This is a genomic window from Bradyrhizobium sp. Leo78, assembly GCF_059512425.1.
Genome location: NZ_JCAMOT010000015.1, coordinates 115,639 through 132,180 on the forward strand (window position 1 = coordinate 115,639; position 16,542 = coordinate 132,180).

Consider the following 16,542-nt stretch of genomic DNA (forward strand, 5'->3'; position numbering starts at 1 on the left):
CTCATTCCTGTCGCGCCGTAGATCCGGCGCGCGTCCAGGACGGCCACTCATCCTTCATATCCGCGCTGCGGCCGAGCCGCGGTGTTGTTGGTTTTGCGAACAAGGGGAACTGGAATGGCCTATCTCGTGCCTTCGGAATTTGTCACCAAGATGGTGGACGCGGGTGAGTCGAAGATCTTCATGTCGACGCGCGACACGGTGATCCGTGCTTATATGGCAGGCGCGATCCTGGCGCTCGCCGCGGCCTTTGCGGTGAGCGTCAACGTATCGACCGGTGTGCCGATCGTCGGCGCGGCGCTGTTTCCGGTCGGTTTCTGCATGCTCTATCTGTTCGGCTTCGATCTTCTGACCGGCGTGTTCGTGCTGTCGCCGCTGGCCTGGATCGACAGGCGGCCGGGCGTGACGCTCGGCGGCGTGCTGCGCAACTGGGGCTTGGTGTTCATCGGGAATTTTGCCGGCGCCTTCACCGTGGCTGTGATGATGGCGATCGTCTCGACCTTCGGCTTCTCTTCGCCGCCCGACAAGGTCGGTCAGATCATCGGCACCATCGGCGAAAGCCGCACGGTCGGTTATGCCGCGCACGGCGCGGCGGGCATGCTGACGCTGTTCGTCCGCGGCATGCTCTGCAACTGGATGGTCTCTGCCGGCGTCGTCGGCGCAATGATCTCGACCACCGTCAGCGGCAAAGTGATCGCGATGTGGATGCCGATCATGCTGTTCTTCTTCATGACCTTCGAGCATTCGGTCGTGAACATGTTCCTGTTCCCTTCGGGGCTGCTGCTCGGCGGCAAGTTCACGATCATGGATTATCTGATCTGGAATGAGATTCCGACCGTGCTCGGCAACCTCGTCGGCGGTCTCGCCTTCACCGGGCTGACGCTCTACGCCACCCATGTGAAGACAGCGCCGAAGCGCGAGCGCCAGCGCCTCGCGGCTTGATCTGATCGCGCATATGGGTCTCTCCTTTGCGGAGAGACCCATTGCCTCTTCACCTCGCGATGTCGCGCCATTTGAAAATATCGGTCGGGCAATGTTCCGATAAAGGCCGCAAGGAAACCAATCAGGATTTCCATGGCATCCTGATTCCGAGCGAGCCGCTGCTCGGCCTGAAGGGCATCGCGATCGTGCTCGCCGATGGGATCAGCTCGAGCAGCGTCAGCCGTATTGCAAGCGAGTCGGCCGTCAAGGGGTTCCTGACCGACTATTACTGCACCTCGGAATCCTGGTCGGTGAAGACCTCGGCGCAGCGCGTGCTGGAAGCCACCAATTCGTGGCTGCATGCTCAGACCCGGCGCAGCCAAAACCCTTACGAAAAGGACAAGGGCTATGTCTGCACGCTGAGCGCCATGGTGATCAAGTCGACCACCGCGCATATCTTCCACGTCGGCGACTGCCGGATCTATCGCCTCGCCGGCAACAGCCTTGAGCAACTGACCACCGACCACCGCGTGGTCTTGTCCTCGGTGCAGAGCTATCTCGGCCGTGCCTTGGGCGTTAATGCCCAGGTCGAGATCGACTACCAGTCGTTCAGGGTCGAGCCGGGCGACATGTTCCTGTTGGCGACCGACGGCATCTATGAGCACGTCGCACCGCGCCAGTTGGCAAAGATAATCGTCGACGGCGCCGATGACCTCGACAAGGCGGCGAAGGCCATCGTCGAGCAGGCCTATGAGCGCGGTAGCCAGGACAATCTCACCGTCCAGATCGTGCGTATCGACGAACTGCCGGAGAGCAGCGCCAGCGAGGCGTTCGGCCAATCGAGCGAGTTGCCGTTGCCGCCGCTCTTGGAAGCCAGGATGGCGTTCGACGGCTACACCATCGTGCGCGAACTGCATGGCAGCAGCTGCAGCCACATCTACCTCGCCGTTGATGACGACACCGGCACCACGGTGACAATCAAGATTCCGTCGATCGATCTGCGCGACGATCCCGCCTATCTGAAGCGGTTCATGATGGAGGAATGGGTCGCCAAGCGCATCGACAGCCCGCATGTGCTGAAGCCCTGGACGCCACCGCGCAAGCGCAATTGTCTCTACGTCGTGACCGAATTCATCGACGGGCAGACGCTTCGGCAATGGATGATCGACAATCCGAGCCCGCAGCTTGAGACGGTTCGCGGCATTGTCGAGCAAATCGCCAAGGGCATCCGCGCCTTCCACCGCAAGGAGATGCTGCACCAGGACATCAGGCCCGACAACATCATGATCGACAAGACCGGCACGGTGAAGATCATCGATTTCGGATCGACCAGGATCACCGGCGTAGTCGAGGCGGCGCCCTTGGACGGCCGCAACGAGATTCTCGGCACCCAGCAATACACTGCCCCGGAATATTTCCTGGGCGAGCCTGGCACGCCGCGCTCGGATCTGTACTCGCTCGGAGTCATCACCTATCACATGCTGACGGGACGGCTGCCTTATGGCGCCCGGGTCGCCCGCGCGAGGACCCGATCGGACTTCAACAAGCTCATCTACGGCCCGGCCACGCACATCCGTCCGGACATCCCGATCTGGGTCGATCGAGCAATGGAGCGGGCCGTGCATCCCAATCCATATAAGCGATATGACAGTCTGTCGGAGTTCTTGTTCGACCTCCGCAATCCCAACGCAAAATATCTCACGACGTCATCAACCCCGCTGATTGAGCGCAACCCACTATTGTTCTGGAAATGTACGACGCTCGTGCTGGCGCTCGCCCTGGTTCTCCTCTTGGCCTACGGGGCGCATCGCTTTCATTAGTGTGTGGTGCCGGAGGGGATCGGGTCCAGTCCGCTCTTGATCAGCTCAGCGCGGGCGTCGGGCGATGCGAGGAAGTGGATCAACGCGCGTCCTGCGTCGGGCTCCTTGGAGGCGCTGGCGATCCCGGCGGAAAACACCGTGATCTTCTGCAGCTCATCCGGCAGCGGCCCGACGATATCGATGCCGGCAACGGGCTTCAGCTCGCTGATCTGCTGCAAGCCGATCTCGGCTTCGCCCTTGGCCACGATCTCGCCGACGGGCGTGGCCGGAATCTTTCTTGCTTTGTCCTTCATCGCTTCGGCAATGCCGAGCTTCTGGAACATGTCGGTCGATACGTAGACGCCGCTGGCGCTGTCGGAATAGGCGATCGACTTTGCCGCGAGCAGCGCGCGCTTCACGGCATCCGCCGAGCTGATGTCCGGCTTTGGCGCGCCTGATTTCACCGCGATTCCGATCGGCGATTTGACGAGTTCGACGCGGCTGTCGGCTATCACCTTGCCTTGCGCGGCGAGGTCATTGAGGGCGTAGCCGACCATGATGAGCACATCGGCGGGCTCGCCGCGCTCGAGCCGCACCGGAATTGCGTTGACGGTGGTTCCCATCGACGGTCCATAGGCGGTCGACACCTTGTGGCCGGTCCTGCGCTCGAATTCCGGCACCAGGGCTTTGTAGGCGGCAGTTAGCCCGCCCGAGATCATTACGTGGATTTCGGCGGCGGATGCGGAGGCGGTGAGGAAGAGGGCGGCGGCGAGGGCAAGTGCGAGCGCGCGAAAAGTCGCGAAGGGCCGCATGGTCGTTTTTCTCCCGGGACAATTTTCTAGGTGCTCGTCGCGTTGGGCAGACTATTGCGTGCGGGGGCGAGTGGCTAGGGCCTCCACCCGTCATTGCGAGCCGAGCGAAGCAATCCATGTCGCCGCTTGCGGAAGCATGGATTGCTTTGTCGCTATGCTCCTCGCAATGACGGAAAGAGAAGCGCTCGCCTTGTCACGAATTCACGTGCACGAAGTCGCGCAACAGCGGATAGATCTCGTTGTTCCAGCGCTTGCCGCTGAACACACCGTAATGGCCGACGCCAGCCTGCATGTGGTGCACCTTGCGATAGCCGCGCACGCCGGTGCAGAGGTCCTGCGCGGCGAGCGTCTGGCCGATCGAGCAGATGTCGTCGCGCTCGCCTTCGACCGTCATCAGGCCCATGCGTCTGATCGCAGCGGGATTCACCGGCCGGCCCCGGTGCATCAGCTTGCCCTGAGGTAGCAGGTGCTCCTGGAACACGTCGCGCACGGTCTCGATGTAGAATTCCGCCGGCAGATCCATCACCGCGAAATATTCATCGTAGAAAGTCTTGATGACGTTTGCCTTCTCCTTCTCGCCCTTGGCAAGATGATTGGCGAGGTCCATGTGCTGCTTGATGTGGCGCTCGAGGTTCATGGAGACGAAGGCGGTGAGCTGCACAAAGCCCGGATAGACCTTTCGGAACGCGCCCCGGCACTGGATCGGGACATAGTTGATGAGGTTGTCCTCGAACCACTTTATCGGCTTGCTCTTGGCAAATTCGTTGACCTTGGTCGGCTGGATGCGCGTGTCGATCGGCCCGGCCATCAAGGTCAGCGACGCGGGGCGCGCGGGGTGATTGTCCTCCGACATGATCGCCGCCGCCGCCAGCGCCGACACTGAAGGCTGGCAGATGGCGACCATGTGCGCGCGCGGGCCGAGCTTATCGAGGAAGGTGATGAGATGGTCCGTGTAATCCTCGAGCCCGAAACGACCTTGGTCGAGCGGAATGTCGCGCGGATTGTGCCAGTCGGTGATGTAGACGTCGTGATCCTGCAGCAGCGTCATGACCGTGCTGCGCAATAGCGTCGCGAAGTGACCGGACATCGGCGCTACTAAGAGCAGGCGCGGGTGCTCGGGTCCATCGATCTTCTTGAAGTGCAGGAGCGATCCGAACGGCGTGGCGTAGGCAACTTCCTCCCGCACCTCCAATTCGCGATTGCCCACCCTCACGCTGCCGATGCCATAGTCGGGGCGGGTGTAGGTCAGGGTGGAGCGCGAGATCAGTTCGAGTGCGGCGGCAAGCCGGCCAAACAGCCGGTCCGAGGCCCCCTGCGGCACCAGATTAAGATATCTAAGTGCCGCCGCCGCCCCCGTGCGCCATGGTGCCGTCAGGTCCATGTGATTCTGGTAGGCTTGGTACATCATTGACATTGACATCATACGCGACCGCCCCTTGCCCCGCGTTGCTATGCAATATCGAAGCCAAAGCGGAGTCGAACCGCCCTCGAAATTGGCACGTGGCTTGCTGCTTGGGATATTCGGCGCCCAGGCGATGAGCAGGGGCGATATCCGCAAGATAGGCTGGAGGCTTTGGGTCCCTGCGGTCGAGGTTGAGGCGTGAAGGAAGGCTCTATGGCAACGACACTGACCATCAGCAGCAAGAACTATTCATCATGGTCGCTGCGTGGCTGGCTGCTGGCGAAATTCGCGAGGCTGGAATTCGAGGAGGTGATCACAGCTCCGGACGACGCCTCGGCCCGTGCGGAACTCCTGCTGCTCTCGTCGTCGATCCTGGTGCCCTGCCTGCGCCACGAGGGCGCGACCGTCTGGGACACGCTGGCGATCGCCGAGTATCTCAACGAGGTCATGCCGAATGCCGGTCTGTTGCCGGAAGACCGCATAAAGCGGGCACATTGCCGCTCGATCTGCGGTGAAATCCACTCCGGCTTCACGACGCTGCGGGCATCACTGCCGGTCAATCTGAAAGGCCATTTCCCGGGCTTCAAGATCTGGTCGCGCGCGCAGGCCGATATCGACCGGATCTGCAGCATCTGGCGCGACTGCCTCGCGGAGTCAGGCGGACCGTTCCTGTTCGGTGAGCGCCGCACCATGGCGGACGCGATGTATGCGCCGGTCGTCACCCGCTTCATCACCTATGACGTCAAGCTCGAGCCGATGCTCGCAGCCTATGCCGCGACCATCATGTCGATGCCGGAGATGCGGGAGTGGGTCGAGGCAGCCAAGGCTGAGCCCGCCGACGTCGAGGAGCTGGAGGTCGAATATTAGGCAGTGCTGCCTGCCGGGTGCGCGTTCAGCGGGCTCAAGCACGGTGCAAGTACTGCCTAAAGCTCGTGCCACGGCAGCCGCGCGCGAGTAGCGGCAGGCGAGCGGTGGTTGCGCCGCGAAAAATCGCTCGACTTAAATTCAGGCTTGGTTCCAAGCGCTTCGTCCGCTTGGCGACAGCGATCTGCAGGAATCGCTGCGCCGCAGCGCGACTGGCGCGGATTTCGCATGGCACGAACCAAGCTGTGAACGCGACGATGCGACGCTGCCGAAAATTTGGACGCCTTGCGTAGCCGCGGGTCTCGCGATCGAGAACGTTGGAGGCTTCAAATGAACCAGCATGCCGTTGTCAGCAAGTTCTCTCATGTCAAGCCAGGCGATACCGAATTCAAGGGCGGCGGCCTGCGCGACTTCTTCCTCTACCGCGATCTCGGCATAGCCGATGCCACCGGCGGCCAGGTGATCTGCCATCTGGTCAAGGCGAATCCCGATTGCCCGCCCGAGGATGGCACCGGCTGGCATCGCCATGATTGCGATTTCCAGATCGTGATCATGATGAAGGGCTGGGCGCGCTTCATGTACGAGGACAAGCCGACGCTGGTGCAGGCCGGAGACGTCGTGCACCAGCGGCCCGGTATCGTGCACTACCTCTTCGACTACTCACCGGACATGGAATATCTGGAGATCGTGAGCCCGGCGGACTTCAAGACCGTCGACATGCCGCCGGCCACCGACAAGGTGCCGCCGGTGACGCCTTGGAAGTAACTGATTGGGAGTCACCGATCATGTCGTCTCCGGAGGAATTAACTCTTGTGGTTGGCCGTTGGCTGCGGCCGCTGGTTGTTCTTCTGCATGTGGTGCGCCTGCTCGGACTGGCACCGACATCTAGCCGTGAACAACAGCGTACGGCACTCCATCACTGATTCGGACGCGCTTCGTTCCACGGGTGTTCCGAACCTTAAGGCGGCGAATTTTCCCGTCGCATTTTGATACAAGCAAATGCGAGAGGGATGATGCTTCATCCCACTCGCAGGTTTTGCTTCAGCGTGAGCTTCGCGTCGCTCGCGAAGCGGAAGCCGATAGCGACTCTTCTGTGATCTCCTAAGCCACGCCTCTTTGCTTGACGCGAGGAAAGCGCCAGGCAATCACGGTCGCCTCGACCGTTCCGCCGGATTCGTCATTGAGCCAATGACCGTCGGTAAAGCGACAGGCGAACGGCAACTGATATGTGCCGCTCTGATCTTCGCAAAGCACTTCGACGATCTCGTTCGGCGGAGGTTCGCCGTTGCCATCGAATTGTGCCAGTCGCTTTTCGCGCGTTGCCATCTGATTATTCTCCACTTCCGATGCGTGGAAACGTTTGAGTTCCCAAAAGCCCCCCGCACCCCGCAATAAGTGGAGGACAGCGCCGGAATGCGGTTACAGTGTGGTATCTCTGACGATGTCGTCGTGCTTTGCGCACATTGCCGTGAGCGCGTGGAGGACTTAATGAACGTTAAGATGATGATCGCCTCGCTCATGATGCTCGTATCCAGCGCGTTGGCATTTAACAAAGTTAATGCTCAGGACGTTCCAGGCATCGAGATCTGTACCGTCGAGAAGACCTGGGAGCGGCGCACGAGCTGCCTGCAGAGCAATGTCGACTTCCTCCAGAAGACGATCACGAAGCTTGTGACCGATCACCAGCAGAAGCTCGATGCGGCCAATCGCCAGATTGAATACCTCAAGAGTGCATCCGCGACCTTGCAGAAGCGCGTGGATGATCTGCTGGCCGCGCAGAAGAAGATGGACGAGGACTTGAAGAAGAAGGCCGACGTGCCGCCGGCAAAGGACGCTGCGCCGGCGGCGAAAGAAGGCGGCAAGTGATGTGTGTCCGTCATTGCGAGCGCCAGCGAAGCAATCCATCTCACCGCTCGCGGAGACATGGATTGCTTCGTCGCTAGCGCTCCTCGCAATGACGCCTGGGGTGAGAAGCCCCCTACGACACGCGGTACTGCTCCATCACGTCTCTGTCGGGCTCATAGCCGAGACCGGGCCCTTGCGGCACCTCGACGCTGCCGCTTGCATCGACATCGGCGCGGCCGCGCCAGAGGCAGGCCGGCCGTTTCATGTAGAAGGCTTCGATGAAGCCGTCGTGGCGTATCGACATCAGGTGCAGCGTCGCCAGGAAGCCCGGTCCGAAATAGGGCGAGTGTGGAACGATCTTGATGCCGAGTTCGTCGGCGAGCGTCGCAACTCTCAGGAACTCAGTGATGCCGCCGACCTTGGTTACCGAGGGTTGCGCATGGCTGACGGCGCCCGCCGTCATCATCTGGCGGAACTGGTGCACGGTGCAGGCATTCTCTCCGGCCGCGATGTCGAGGCCGCCCTTGGCGCGCACGTCGGCGAGCGTGGCAAAATCCTCCGGCGGCCAGACCGGCTCCTCGAGGAACATCGGACTTGCCGCCTGGCAGTCTCGCGCGAAAGCAATCGCGCTCGGGCCGTCCAGCGGGCAATTCATGTCGACCATCAGCGGGACGTTGCTGCCAATCGCGTTGCGTGCCGCGAACACCGCGGGCGTCGTGGTCTCGTGCAGCTTGATCGCGCCGTAGCCGCGACGGAGCGCGGCCTCGCATTCGCCGGCGATATGTTCCGGCGTGCCGATACGCATCAGGCTCGCATAGGCCGGGATCCTCGCGCGTGTGGCCTCGCCGATCAGCCGATGCAGCGGCACGCCCTTGATCTTGCCGGCAAGGTCCCACAGCGCGATGTCGAACCCCGAGATCGCGAACATCGTGATGCCGTAGCGGCCGAACAGATGCAGGTTGCGCTGGATCTGCTCCATCACGGCGGGAATGCCGGATGCATCAGGCACGTCGAGGCCACGCGCCTGCGGCGCGATCATCTCCTCGATTGCGGTGCGGGTCGTCTGTGGACAGACATAGGCGAAGGCGTCGCCCCAGCCCGTGAGGCCGCTATCGGTCGAGACTTCGACCAGCACCATGTCAAGCGCTGCGATCGCCGACGCGCCCTGCCGGAAGCTCGCGGGGCCGGCGTCATAGGGGATGCGGATGTGGTGTGCGCGGATATCAGTGATTTTCATAAGGTGCCTCCAAAGGTGGATGCCGAGTGCTCCGTCATGGCCGGGCTCGTCCCGGCCATCCACGCCCTTCGCCGTTAAGTGCCCAACGTGGATGCCCGGGACAAGCCCGGGCATGACGGGTTCGATGGTGTCTTAGGTTGAGCGTTAAGAGCCCTTCTCGCCGCTCATGACGGGGCCGAACCGCTCCCAGCTCTCGCCCTTGAAGCGCGTCATCTGGAGCTGCTCGATTGGCGCGAAGTCGTTCGGTCCGGTCTTGATGCGGGTGCCCGGCAGGTAGATGCCGATCTGGAAATCGAGATTGGCCGCCTGCTTCATGACATTCTCGCGGGTGAGGTTGTCGCCGCATTGGCGCAGCACCTGCTCGAGCCCCTTGGCGACGCCATAGCCGAACACGGTCGCGGCATCGTCGAGATCGCCTTCAGGATACCATTTGCCCATGAACGCCCGCCACTCATTCATCGCGGGATCGTTCTTCCATTCGGCGTCCTTGGGATCCTTCAGATAGTTGGTGGACAGCACGCCCTGGCTGGCCTCATAGCCGGCCGGTTTCATGACGCCGCCGATCGAAACCGAGACGTTGGTCAGGAACTGCACCGGGTGCCAGTCCAGTTCGGCGATCTTCTTGATCGCTTGGGCTGCGAATTTCGGCGTCGCGATGTTGACGAAGATGTCGGGATTGGCGCCCTTGAGCTGGACCACCTGGGAATCCACCGTGGGCGAACTGGTCTCATAGGAGGCCTCCACGATGATCAGCTTGCCAGCCTGATCGCCGAGGCCCTCGCGCAACCCGATCACGTAATCCTTTCCGAAATCGTCGTTCTGGTAGAGCACGCCGATCGTCTTACCCGGATAGTTCTGCAGGATGTACTTGCCGTAGATCCGCGCTTCGACCTGGTAGCTGGGCTGCCAGCCCATGGTCCACGGAAAATTCTTCGGGTCGTTCCACTTGGCTGCGCCGGTGGAGACGAAGAGCTGCGGCACTTTCTTCGTGTTCATGTATTTCTGGATCGCGGTGTTGCCCGGCGTGCCCAGCGGGTTGAAGATCAGCAGCACCTCGTCGTTCTCGACGAGCTTGCGTGCCTGCTCCACCGTCTTTGGCGGGCTATAGGCGTCGTCATAACTGACGAAGTTGATCTTGCGGCCATTGATGCCGCCTTCCGCATTGAGCTTCTTGAAATAGGCCGCTTCGGTCTTGCCGATTGTGGCGTAAGCGGAGGCCGGGCCGGAGTAGGGCATGATGTTGCCGATCTTGATCTCGGTGTCGGTGGCACCGGGATCGTATTTCTTTTGTGCGCTGGCGGTTCCCGCGAGCGCGATGGCTATAAGTGTCGCAAGCAGCATGGATTGGGCATAGTTCAAGAGCCGGTAATGCATCTTTGTCCTCCCTGACAGTCGCCGCGGCTCCTGCAGTCTTGATTATGGGCAGCTTGATGTGAGCCGTCGGATCGATGCGTCAGCGAGTATGCACGATTGGCTATGCCTTGCCAGCGACGGGGCGGGTTGCAATTTCCGTGGGACGGAACGACGCTTTGATTGCTGCGGGACAGCAAGGACTGTCAAACGGTGCACGGCGCGATCACGCATGATGGACGCGTTTCGAGGGAAGGCCCGACCGCCATGAATCCAGCCCAGAAGGCGCTCTGGTACATCGAGAGCCATCTTGGTCAGCCGCTGACGCTCGACGAGATCGCCGGCATCGCCGGTGTCTCGCGCTTCCACCTGGTGCGCGCGTTTGCGGCGGCGACAGGATTTTCGGTGATGCGTTACGTGCGCGCCCGCCGTCTCAGCGAGGCGGCTCGCGCGCTTGCGGGCGGCGCGCCGGATATCCTCAGCCTGGCGCTGGATGCGGACTATGGCTCCCACGAAGCGTTCACCCGCGCGTTCCGCGACCATTTCGGCGTCACGCCGGAAACGGTTCGCGCCACGACGTGCCTCAGCAAGCTGAAGCTACAGGAGCCGATCATGATGGATTCAACCGCGCTCGATCATCTCAGCCCGCCACGCATTGCAACCGGAAAGGCGTTCCTCGTCGCCGGCGTCGGCGAACGCTACAATCACGCCAATTGCGACGGCGCCGGCATTCCGAACCAGTGGCAGCGATTTCACCAGACGGTCGGCAATATTCCCGGCCGCATTGGCAACGTCGCCTATGGCGTCTGCTGCAACGGCGATGACGCCGGCAATTTCGATTATATCGCCGGCGTCGAGGTCGCCGACTTCTCCGACTTGCCGCGCGAGTTCAGCCGGGTGCGCATCCCCGAGCAGAGATATGCGGTCTTCACCCATGGCGAGCACATCTCCACGATCCGGCGAACCGTGAACACGATCTGGAATCACTGGCTGCCGCAGTCCGGTATGAAGGCGGCCGATGCGCCGAACTTCGAGCGCTATGACGAGAACTTCGATCCTATGACCGGCAATGGCGGCCTCGAGATCTGGGTACCTGTGAAGGAGTGATGGACTTGTAGGATGGGTAGAGCGAAGCGAAACCCATCAATGCGCCAGATGCGATGGGGCAAGATGATGGGTTTCGCTTTCGCTCTACCCATCCTACGGCAGCTCGCAAGGCTGCCCTGCTCCGCGCTTGCTTGGCAAGCAGAAGCGTCTTTGTCATAACTTCACGCCAACAATACGTTGCGTGGGGCGGTCCAAAAATCCCCTTGCAGCCACAAGAGCCGGGAGGATTTCATGGCCAATATCCGCGTTCTCGCCACCGATCTCGAATTTCCGGAAGGGCCGGTGGTGATGCCGGACGGATCGGTGGTGCTGGTCGAGATCCGCGGGAAGCGGTTGACGCGGGTCTATCCGGACGGACGCAAGGAAGTGGTGGCGCAGATTCCCGGCGGCCCCAACGGCGCGGCGCTGGGTCCCGACGGCAAGATGTACATCTGCAACAATGGCGGCTTCAGCTGGATCCCGACGCGCAACATGATCATGCCGGGGCCGCAGCCGGACGATTATATCGGCGGCTCGATCCAGCGCGTCGATCTGCAGTCGGGCAAGGTCGAGACCGTCGTCGACAAATGCGGCGAGCATGCCTTGAGGGGACCCAACGATCTTGTCTTCGATAGGCATGGCGGGCTCTGGTTCTCCGATCTCGGCAAGCGCCGCGCGCGCGAGATGGATGTCGGCGCGTTCTATTACATCAAGCCCGGCATGGAGGAGATCGTCGAGGGCGTGCATGGTCTGCTGCCGGCCAACGGCATCGGCCTGTCGCCGGACGAGAACACGGTCTACATCGCCGAGACCCCCACGGCACGGCTGTGGGCCTACGATCTCTCCGAGCCGGGCACCGTCAAGCCGCGCGACGTGATCTATCGCGGCGAACGCGGCAAGCCGATTGCGGGGCTCGGCGGCTACCAGATGTTCGACTCGCTTGCGGTGGAAGCCAGCGGCAATGTCTGCGTGGCGACGCTGGTCTCGGGCTGCATCTCCGTGATCGCGCCTGATGGTACCCTGGTCGAGCAGGTGCCGACCGGCGACCGCGTCACCACCAACATTGCCTTCGGCGGACCCGAGCTGAAGACCGCCTACATCACGCTGTCAGGGAAGGGCGAACTGGTCGCGATGGATTGGGCGCGGCCTGGCCTGCCGCTGAATTTTTTGAATAAATAGTGCTAAGGCGTCATTGCGAGCGAAGCGAAGCAATCCATGGCGCCGCGTACGGACAGATGGATTGCTTCGTCGCTGTCGCTCCTCGCAATGACGGGAAGGATACCGGATGCCCTGGCTTGAACCTATCACCCTTCGCGGCGCGCATGCGCGGCTGGAGCCACTGTCGCCGGATCACGCCGATGGTTTTGTTGAGGCCGTGAAGGACGGCGAGCTCTGGAAGCTCTGGTACACTTTCATCCCTCGGCCTGAAGACATGCGCAAAGAGATCGACCGCAGGCTTGGCCTGCAGGCGGCCGGATCGATGCTGCCGTTCACGGTGTTCGATGCCTCCGGCACCATCTCGGGCATGACCACCTACATGAATGTCGATGCGCTCAACCGGCGCGTCGAGATCGGTTCGACCTGGTACGCGAAGCGTGTGCAGCGCAGCGCGGTCAATACGCAGTGCAAATTGCTGTTACTGACGCATGCTTTTGAGACGCTCGATTGCATTGCGGTAGAGTTCCGCACGCATTTTTTTAATCACCAAAGCCGCCGCGGCATCGAGCGGCTCGGCGCCAAGCTGGACGGCGTCCTGCGCAGCCACCAGATTGCACCAAACGGCACGTTGCGCGACACCGTGGTCTACAGCATTATCGCCAGTGAATGGCCGACGGTGAAGGCGCACCTCACCTATCAACTCAACGAAAAGCCGCGGTAGCCGCTCTGCCGCGCCAGAAACGAGACGATGGAAACGTTCGATTATGTGATCATCGGCGCGGGCTCCGCCGGTAGCGTTCTTACCAACCGCTTGAGCGAGGATGCCGGCACTACGGTGTGCGTGCTCGAAGCAGGCCCGAAGGATTGGCACCCCTATATCCATCTGCCGGCCGGCTTCATCAAGACGTTCCACATGAAGAGCGTCAACTGGGCCTACCAGCAGGAGCCGGGCCCTTGGACCGGCGGCCGCAGCATCTATGCGCCGCGCGGCAAGACGCTCGGCGGCTCGTCCTCGATCAACGGCCATATCTACAACCGCGGCCAGCGCCAGGACTTCGACACCTGGGCGCAGCTCGGCAACCGCGGCTGGGGCTATCCGGACGTGTTGCCCTATTTCAAGCGGATGGAACGTCGTGTCGGCGAGTGCGACGAGACCTATCGCGGCCGCGACGGCAGCCTCACGGTCACCACCATGGACTGGCAGGACCCGCTCTGCGAGGCCTTCATGGAGGGGGCGGTCAGCCTCGGCATTCCGCGCAATCCTGACTACAACGGCGCGATCCAGGAAGGCGTGTCCTACTGTCAGCGCACCATCCAGAACGGCCTGCGCATGAGCGCGGCGAAAGCGTTCCTGCATCCGGCGCGGAAGCGGCCGAACGTCAACGTGCGCACGCATGCGCATGTCACCAACATCATCTTCGAGGGCAAGCGCGCGGTCGGCGTGCGTTACTTGCGGGGAGGGCGGGGCGGCGAGCCGGTCGAGGTGCGAGCCAGCAAGGAAGTGATCCTCTCCGGCGGCGCCTACAACTCGCCGCAGGTCCTGCAATTGTCCGGCGTCGGCTCGCCGGAGCTGTTGCAGTCGCACGGCATCGAGGTGCGCCACGCATTGCCCGGTGTCGGCGAGGGATTGCAGGACCATTACGCGCCGCGTTCCGTCGCGCGCGTGAAGAACATCCGGACCATCAACGAGCTTCGGCGGGGCCTCAGCCTGTGGGTCGAGGCGTTGAAATGGGCGACGACACGGCGCGGCCTGCTGTCGCTGTCGCCGACCATGGTCTATTGCTTCTGGCATTCGGGCGAGACCACGGAGAGTTCGGACCTCCAGCTCACCTTCACGCCGGCGAGCTACAAGGAAGGTGTGCAGGGCCAGCTCGAGGATCAGCCCGGCATGACGGTCGCCTCCTGGCAGCAGCGGCCGGAGAGCCGCGGCTTTGTCCGCATCCGCTCGTCTGATCCGTTCGCGCCGCCGATCATCCAGACCAACTATCTCGTCGAAGAGCTTGATCGCCGCGTCGTGGTCGCCGGCATGAAGCTGGCGCGCCGCCTGTTGAAGTCGGCGCCGCTTGCGCCTTACTACGACTACGAGGATTTCCCCGGACCGAACGTGCAGACCGACGACGAATTCCTCGCGGCTGCGACCGAGCGCGGCACGACGACCTTCCATCCCGGCTGCACTTGCCGGATGGGTCCGGCGGATGCCAGATGGGCCGTGGTCGACGACCAGCTCCGCGTCCACGGACTGCAGGGCCTGCGCGTGGTCGACGCCTCCATCATGCCGCGCATGATCTCCGCCAATCTCAACGCCTCGACGATGATGATTGCCGACAAGGCCTCCGACATGATCCGCGGCAAGCAGGCGGCGGCCGCCGTGGCCCTGGCGGAATACGCCTGACGCTGTTTCTCCTCATCCTGAGGAGCGCGCAGCGCGTCTCGAAGGATGAGGCAACAGGCGGGGCCTTATGGTTCGAGACGGCGCTTGCGCGCCTCCTCACCATGAGGGGAAAGTCCTTCACTCGTACACGAACGCCTTGTCCGTCAGATCGATCGTCGGAAACTCGTCCTTCTCGGCCCAGTAGTCCTGGTTGTGCTGCCATTCCGGCTTTTCGCCGCGCTTGGGCAACAGGTGCATGCCGCGCAGCATGTAGCCGGGGTTGAAGTTTTCTTCGTCGATCCACGGCAGGATCGGCATGTTGTGGTCCTCCGGCCGCAGCGCCGGCGTGACCTTCTTCGCGCCGGTTTCCTTCATGTGCGTGAGCAGGCGGCAGACGAAGTCGGCGACGAGGTCGACGCGCAGGGTCCAGCTCGCGCGGAAATAGCCGAACACCCAGACGAGGTTGGGCACGCCCGTGAACATCATGCCGCGATAGGTCACGGTATCGGCGAAATCGAGCGGCTTGCCGTCGAGCTCGAACTCGATATCGCCGGCGGCGCACAGATTGAAGCCTGTCGCGGTGACGATGATGTCAGCCTCTAACTCCTTGCCGGACTTCAGCAGGATGGCCTTGTCGGTGAAGCGTTCGATCTCGTCGGTTACGACGGACGCCTTGCCGGCCCTGATGCCCCGGAACAGGTCGCCGTCGGGGATGAAGGCGATGCGCTGCCGCCACGGGCGATAGCGCGGCGTGAAATGGGTGGCGATGTCATAATCCTTGCCGAGATAGGCTTCCACCGCCGACAGCAAGTCCTTCTTGGCCTCTTCGGGCTTCTCGAACGTCTTGCGGGTGAAGGCGTCCTGGTCGAACAGGATCTTGCGGCGGGTGATCTCGTGAATCCATTTCTCGTCGACCTGCAACTGCCGCAGTTGCTCGGCGATCTCGATCGCGTTGCGGCCGGTTCGGAAATAGGTCGGCGAGCGCTGCAGCATGGTCACATGGCTGGCGTCCTTGGCCATCGCGGGGATCAGAGTCGCGGCGGTGGCGCCGGAGCCGATCACGACGACGCGCTTGCCCCTGTAGTCGAGATCCTCGGGCCATTTCTGCGGATGCACGATCGGGCCCTTGAACTTGGCCATGTCCTTCCACTCCGGCGTATAGCCCTCGGCATGGCGGTAGTAACCCTGGCACATCCAGAAGAAATTGGTGGTGAAGCGGAAGTGCTCGCCGGTGTCGGTCCGCGTGGCGTCGATGGTCCAGAGATTGGTCTCGCTCGACCATTTCGCCGACGTGATGGTGTGGCGATAGCGGATGTGGCGGGCGAGGTCGTTCTCCTCGATCACCTCCCCCATATACTTCAGGATCTCGGCGGCGGTTGCGATCGGCGCGCTGGTCCACGGCTTGAAGCGATAGCCGAAGGTGTGCAGGTCGCTGTCGGAGCGGATGCCGGGATAACGATGCGTGCTCCAGGTGCCGCCAAAAGTCTTCTGCGTCTCCAGCGCGACGAAGCTGGTCCCGGGGCATTGCGTAGTCAGGTGGTAGGCGGCTCCGACTCCGGAAATTCCGGCGCCCACGATCAGGACGTCGAAATGCTCAGACGTGACGGGCTCGGCAGCGCGAATCTGCGTTTGGACGTTCATCTTCCCTGCTCTTTGTTGTTTTGTTGGTATAGGCACGAAGCGCCGGGGGGGCTCCCGGC

General features: G+C 62.2%; 15 protein-coding genes. 9 read left to right on the plus strand and 6 right to left on the minus strand.

Features of this window, described 5'->3' with window-relative positions:
- Positions 1-114 precede the first annotated feature (114 nt).
- Together AC5ZG1_RS20320 and AC5ZG1_RS20325 are read left to right on the plus strand one after the other, a co-directional pair.
- Positions 115-939, plus strand: a complete 825-nt coding sequence (locus tag AC5ZG1_RS20320) for a formate/nitrite transporter family protein (RefSeq protein WP_130228170.1) — start codon at positions 115-117, stop codon at positions 937-939.
- 59 nt (positions 940-998) lie between these two features.
- A complete protein-coding gene (locus AC5ZG1_RS20325; protein ID WP_496133908.1) occupies positions 999-2,738 on the plus strand; it encodes a bifunctional protein-serine/threonine kinase/phosphatase in 1,740 nt (579 codons plus the stop codon).
- Here AC5ZG1_RS20325 and AC5ZG1_RS20330 read toward each other — a convergent pair.
- Positions 2,735-3,529, minus strand: a complete 795-nt coding sequence (locus tag AC5ZG1_RS20330) for a substrate-binding domain-containing protein (RefSeq protein ID WP_456644756.1) — start codon at positions 3,527-3,529, stop codon at positions 2,735-2,737. The genes AC5ZG1_RS20325 and AC5ZG1_RS20330 overlap by 4 nt on opposite strands.
- Before the next feature lie 193 nt (positions 3,530-3,722).
- Positions 3,723-4,943 (minus strand): polyhydroxyalkanoate depolymerase, encoded by a 1,221-nt coding sequence (locus AC5ZG1_RS20335; RefSeq protein ID WP_028166100.1) that lies wholly within the window; start codon positions 4,941-4,943, stop codon positions 3,723-3,725.
- A gap of 201 nt (positions 4,944-5,144) precedes the next feature.
- On the opposite strand from AC5ZG1_RS20335, the gene AC5ZG1_RS20340 reads away from it, so the two are divergent.
- Both AC5ZG1_RS20340 and AC5ZG1_RS20345 read left to right on the plus strand, forming a co-directional pair.
- Positions 5,145-5,798 carry a glutathione S-transferase gene (locus AC5ZG1_RS20340; protein WP_130228168.1) on the plus strand — a complete coding sequence of 218 codons (654 nt, stop codon included), beginning with the start codon at positions 5,145-5,147 and terminating at the stop codon, positions 5,796-5,798.
- A gap of 327 nt (positions 5,799-6,125) precedes the next feature.
- Positions 6,126-6,560, plus strand: coding sequence for a cupin domain-containing protein (locus AC5ZG1_RS20345; protein ID WP_456644757.1), 435 nt, complete (start codon positions 6,126-6,128; stop codon positions 6,558-6,560).
- 336 nt (positions 6,561-6,896) lie between these two features.
- Here AC5ZG1_RS20345 and AC5ZG1_RS20350 read toward each other — a convergent pair whose 3' ends face one another.
- Positions 6,897-7,121 (minus strand): hypothetical protein, encoded by a 225-nt coding sequence (locus tag AC5ZG1_RS20350; RefSeq protein WP_130228166.1) that lies wholly within the window; start codon positions 7,119-7,121, stop codon positions 6,897-6,899.
- Positions 7,122-7,295: 174 nt separating this feature from the next.
- On the opposite strand from AC5ZG1_RS20350, the gene AC5ZG1_RS20355 reads away from it, so the two are divergent.
- On the plus strand, positions 7,296-7,661 hold the full coding sequence (locus tag AC5ZG1_RS20355; protein WP_155255357.1) for a hypothetical protein: 366 nt from the start codon (positions 7,296-7,298) through the stop codon (positions 7,659-7,661).
- 112 nt (positions 7,662-7,773) lie between these two features.
- On the opposite strand, the gene AC5ZG1_RS20360 is transcribed toward AC5ZG1_RS20355, so the two are convergent.
- Positions 7,774-8,877 carry a mandelate racemase/muconate lactonizing enzyme family protein gene (locus AC5ZG1_RS20360; RefSeq protein WP_456644758.1) on the minus strand — a complete coding sequence of 368 codons (1,104 nt, stop codon included), beginning with the start codon at positions 8,875-8,877 and terminating at the stop codon, positions 7,774-7,776.
- A 144-nt stretch (positions 8,878-9,021) separates the two neighbouring features.
- Complete coding sequence (locus AC5ZG1_RS20365; RefSeq protein ID WP_496133874.1) at positions 9,022-10,251, minus strand: ABC transporter substrate-binding protein; 1,230 nt, start codon at positions 10,249-10,251, stop codon at positions 9,022-9,024.
- Positions 10,252-10,494: 243 nt separating this feature from the next.
- Between AC5ZG1_RS20365 and AC5ZG1_RS20370 the strand changes: the two genes are divergently transcribed.
- From AC5ZG1_RS20370 to AC5ZG1_RS20385, 4 genes are all read left to right on the plus strand, one after another.
- The gene (locus tag AC5ZG1_RS20370) at positions 10,495-11,334 is read left to right on the plus strand and encodes a GyrI-like domain-containing protein (RefSeq protein WP_496133875.1); all 840 of its coding nucleotides are present in this window, start codon (positions 10,495-10,497) and stop codon (positions 11,332-11,334) included.
- 231 nt (positions 11,335-11,565) lie between these two features.
- Positions 11,566-12,492, plus strand: a complete 927-nt coding sequence (locus AC5ZG1_RS20375; protein WP_496133876.1) for an SMP-30/gluconolactonase/LRE family protein — start codon at positions 11,566-11,568, stop codon at positions 12,490-12,492.
- A gap of 106 nt (positions 12,493-12,598) precedes the next feature.
- Positions 12,599-13,192 carry a GNAT family N-acetyltransferase gene (locus AC5ZG1_RS20380; RefSeq protein WP_496133877.1) on the plus strand — a complete coding sequence of 198 codons (594 nt, stop codon included), beginning with the start codon at positions 12,599-12,601 and terminating at the stop codon, positions 13,190-13,192.
- Positions 13,193-13,219: 27 nt separating this feature from the next.
- On the plus strand, positions 13,220-14,863 hold the full coding sequence (locus tag AC5ZG1_RS20385; protein ID WP_130228160.1) for a GMC family oxidoreductase: 1,644 nt from the start codon (positions 13,220-13,222) through the stop codon (positions 14,861-14,863).
- A gap of 117 nt (positions 14,864-14,980) precedes the next feature.
- Here AC5ZG1_RS20385 and AC5ZG1_RS20390 read toward each other — a convergent pair whose 3' ends face one another.
- On the minus strand, positions 14,981-16,483 hold the full coding sequence (locus tag AC5ZG1_RS20390) for a flavin-containing monooxygenase (protein ID WP_496133878.1): 1,503 nt from the start codon (positions 16,481-16,483) through the stop codon (positions 14,981-14,983).
- Between the last annotated feature and the right edge of the window lie 59 nt (positions 16,484-16,542).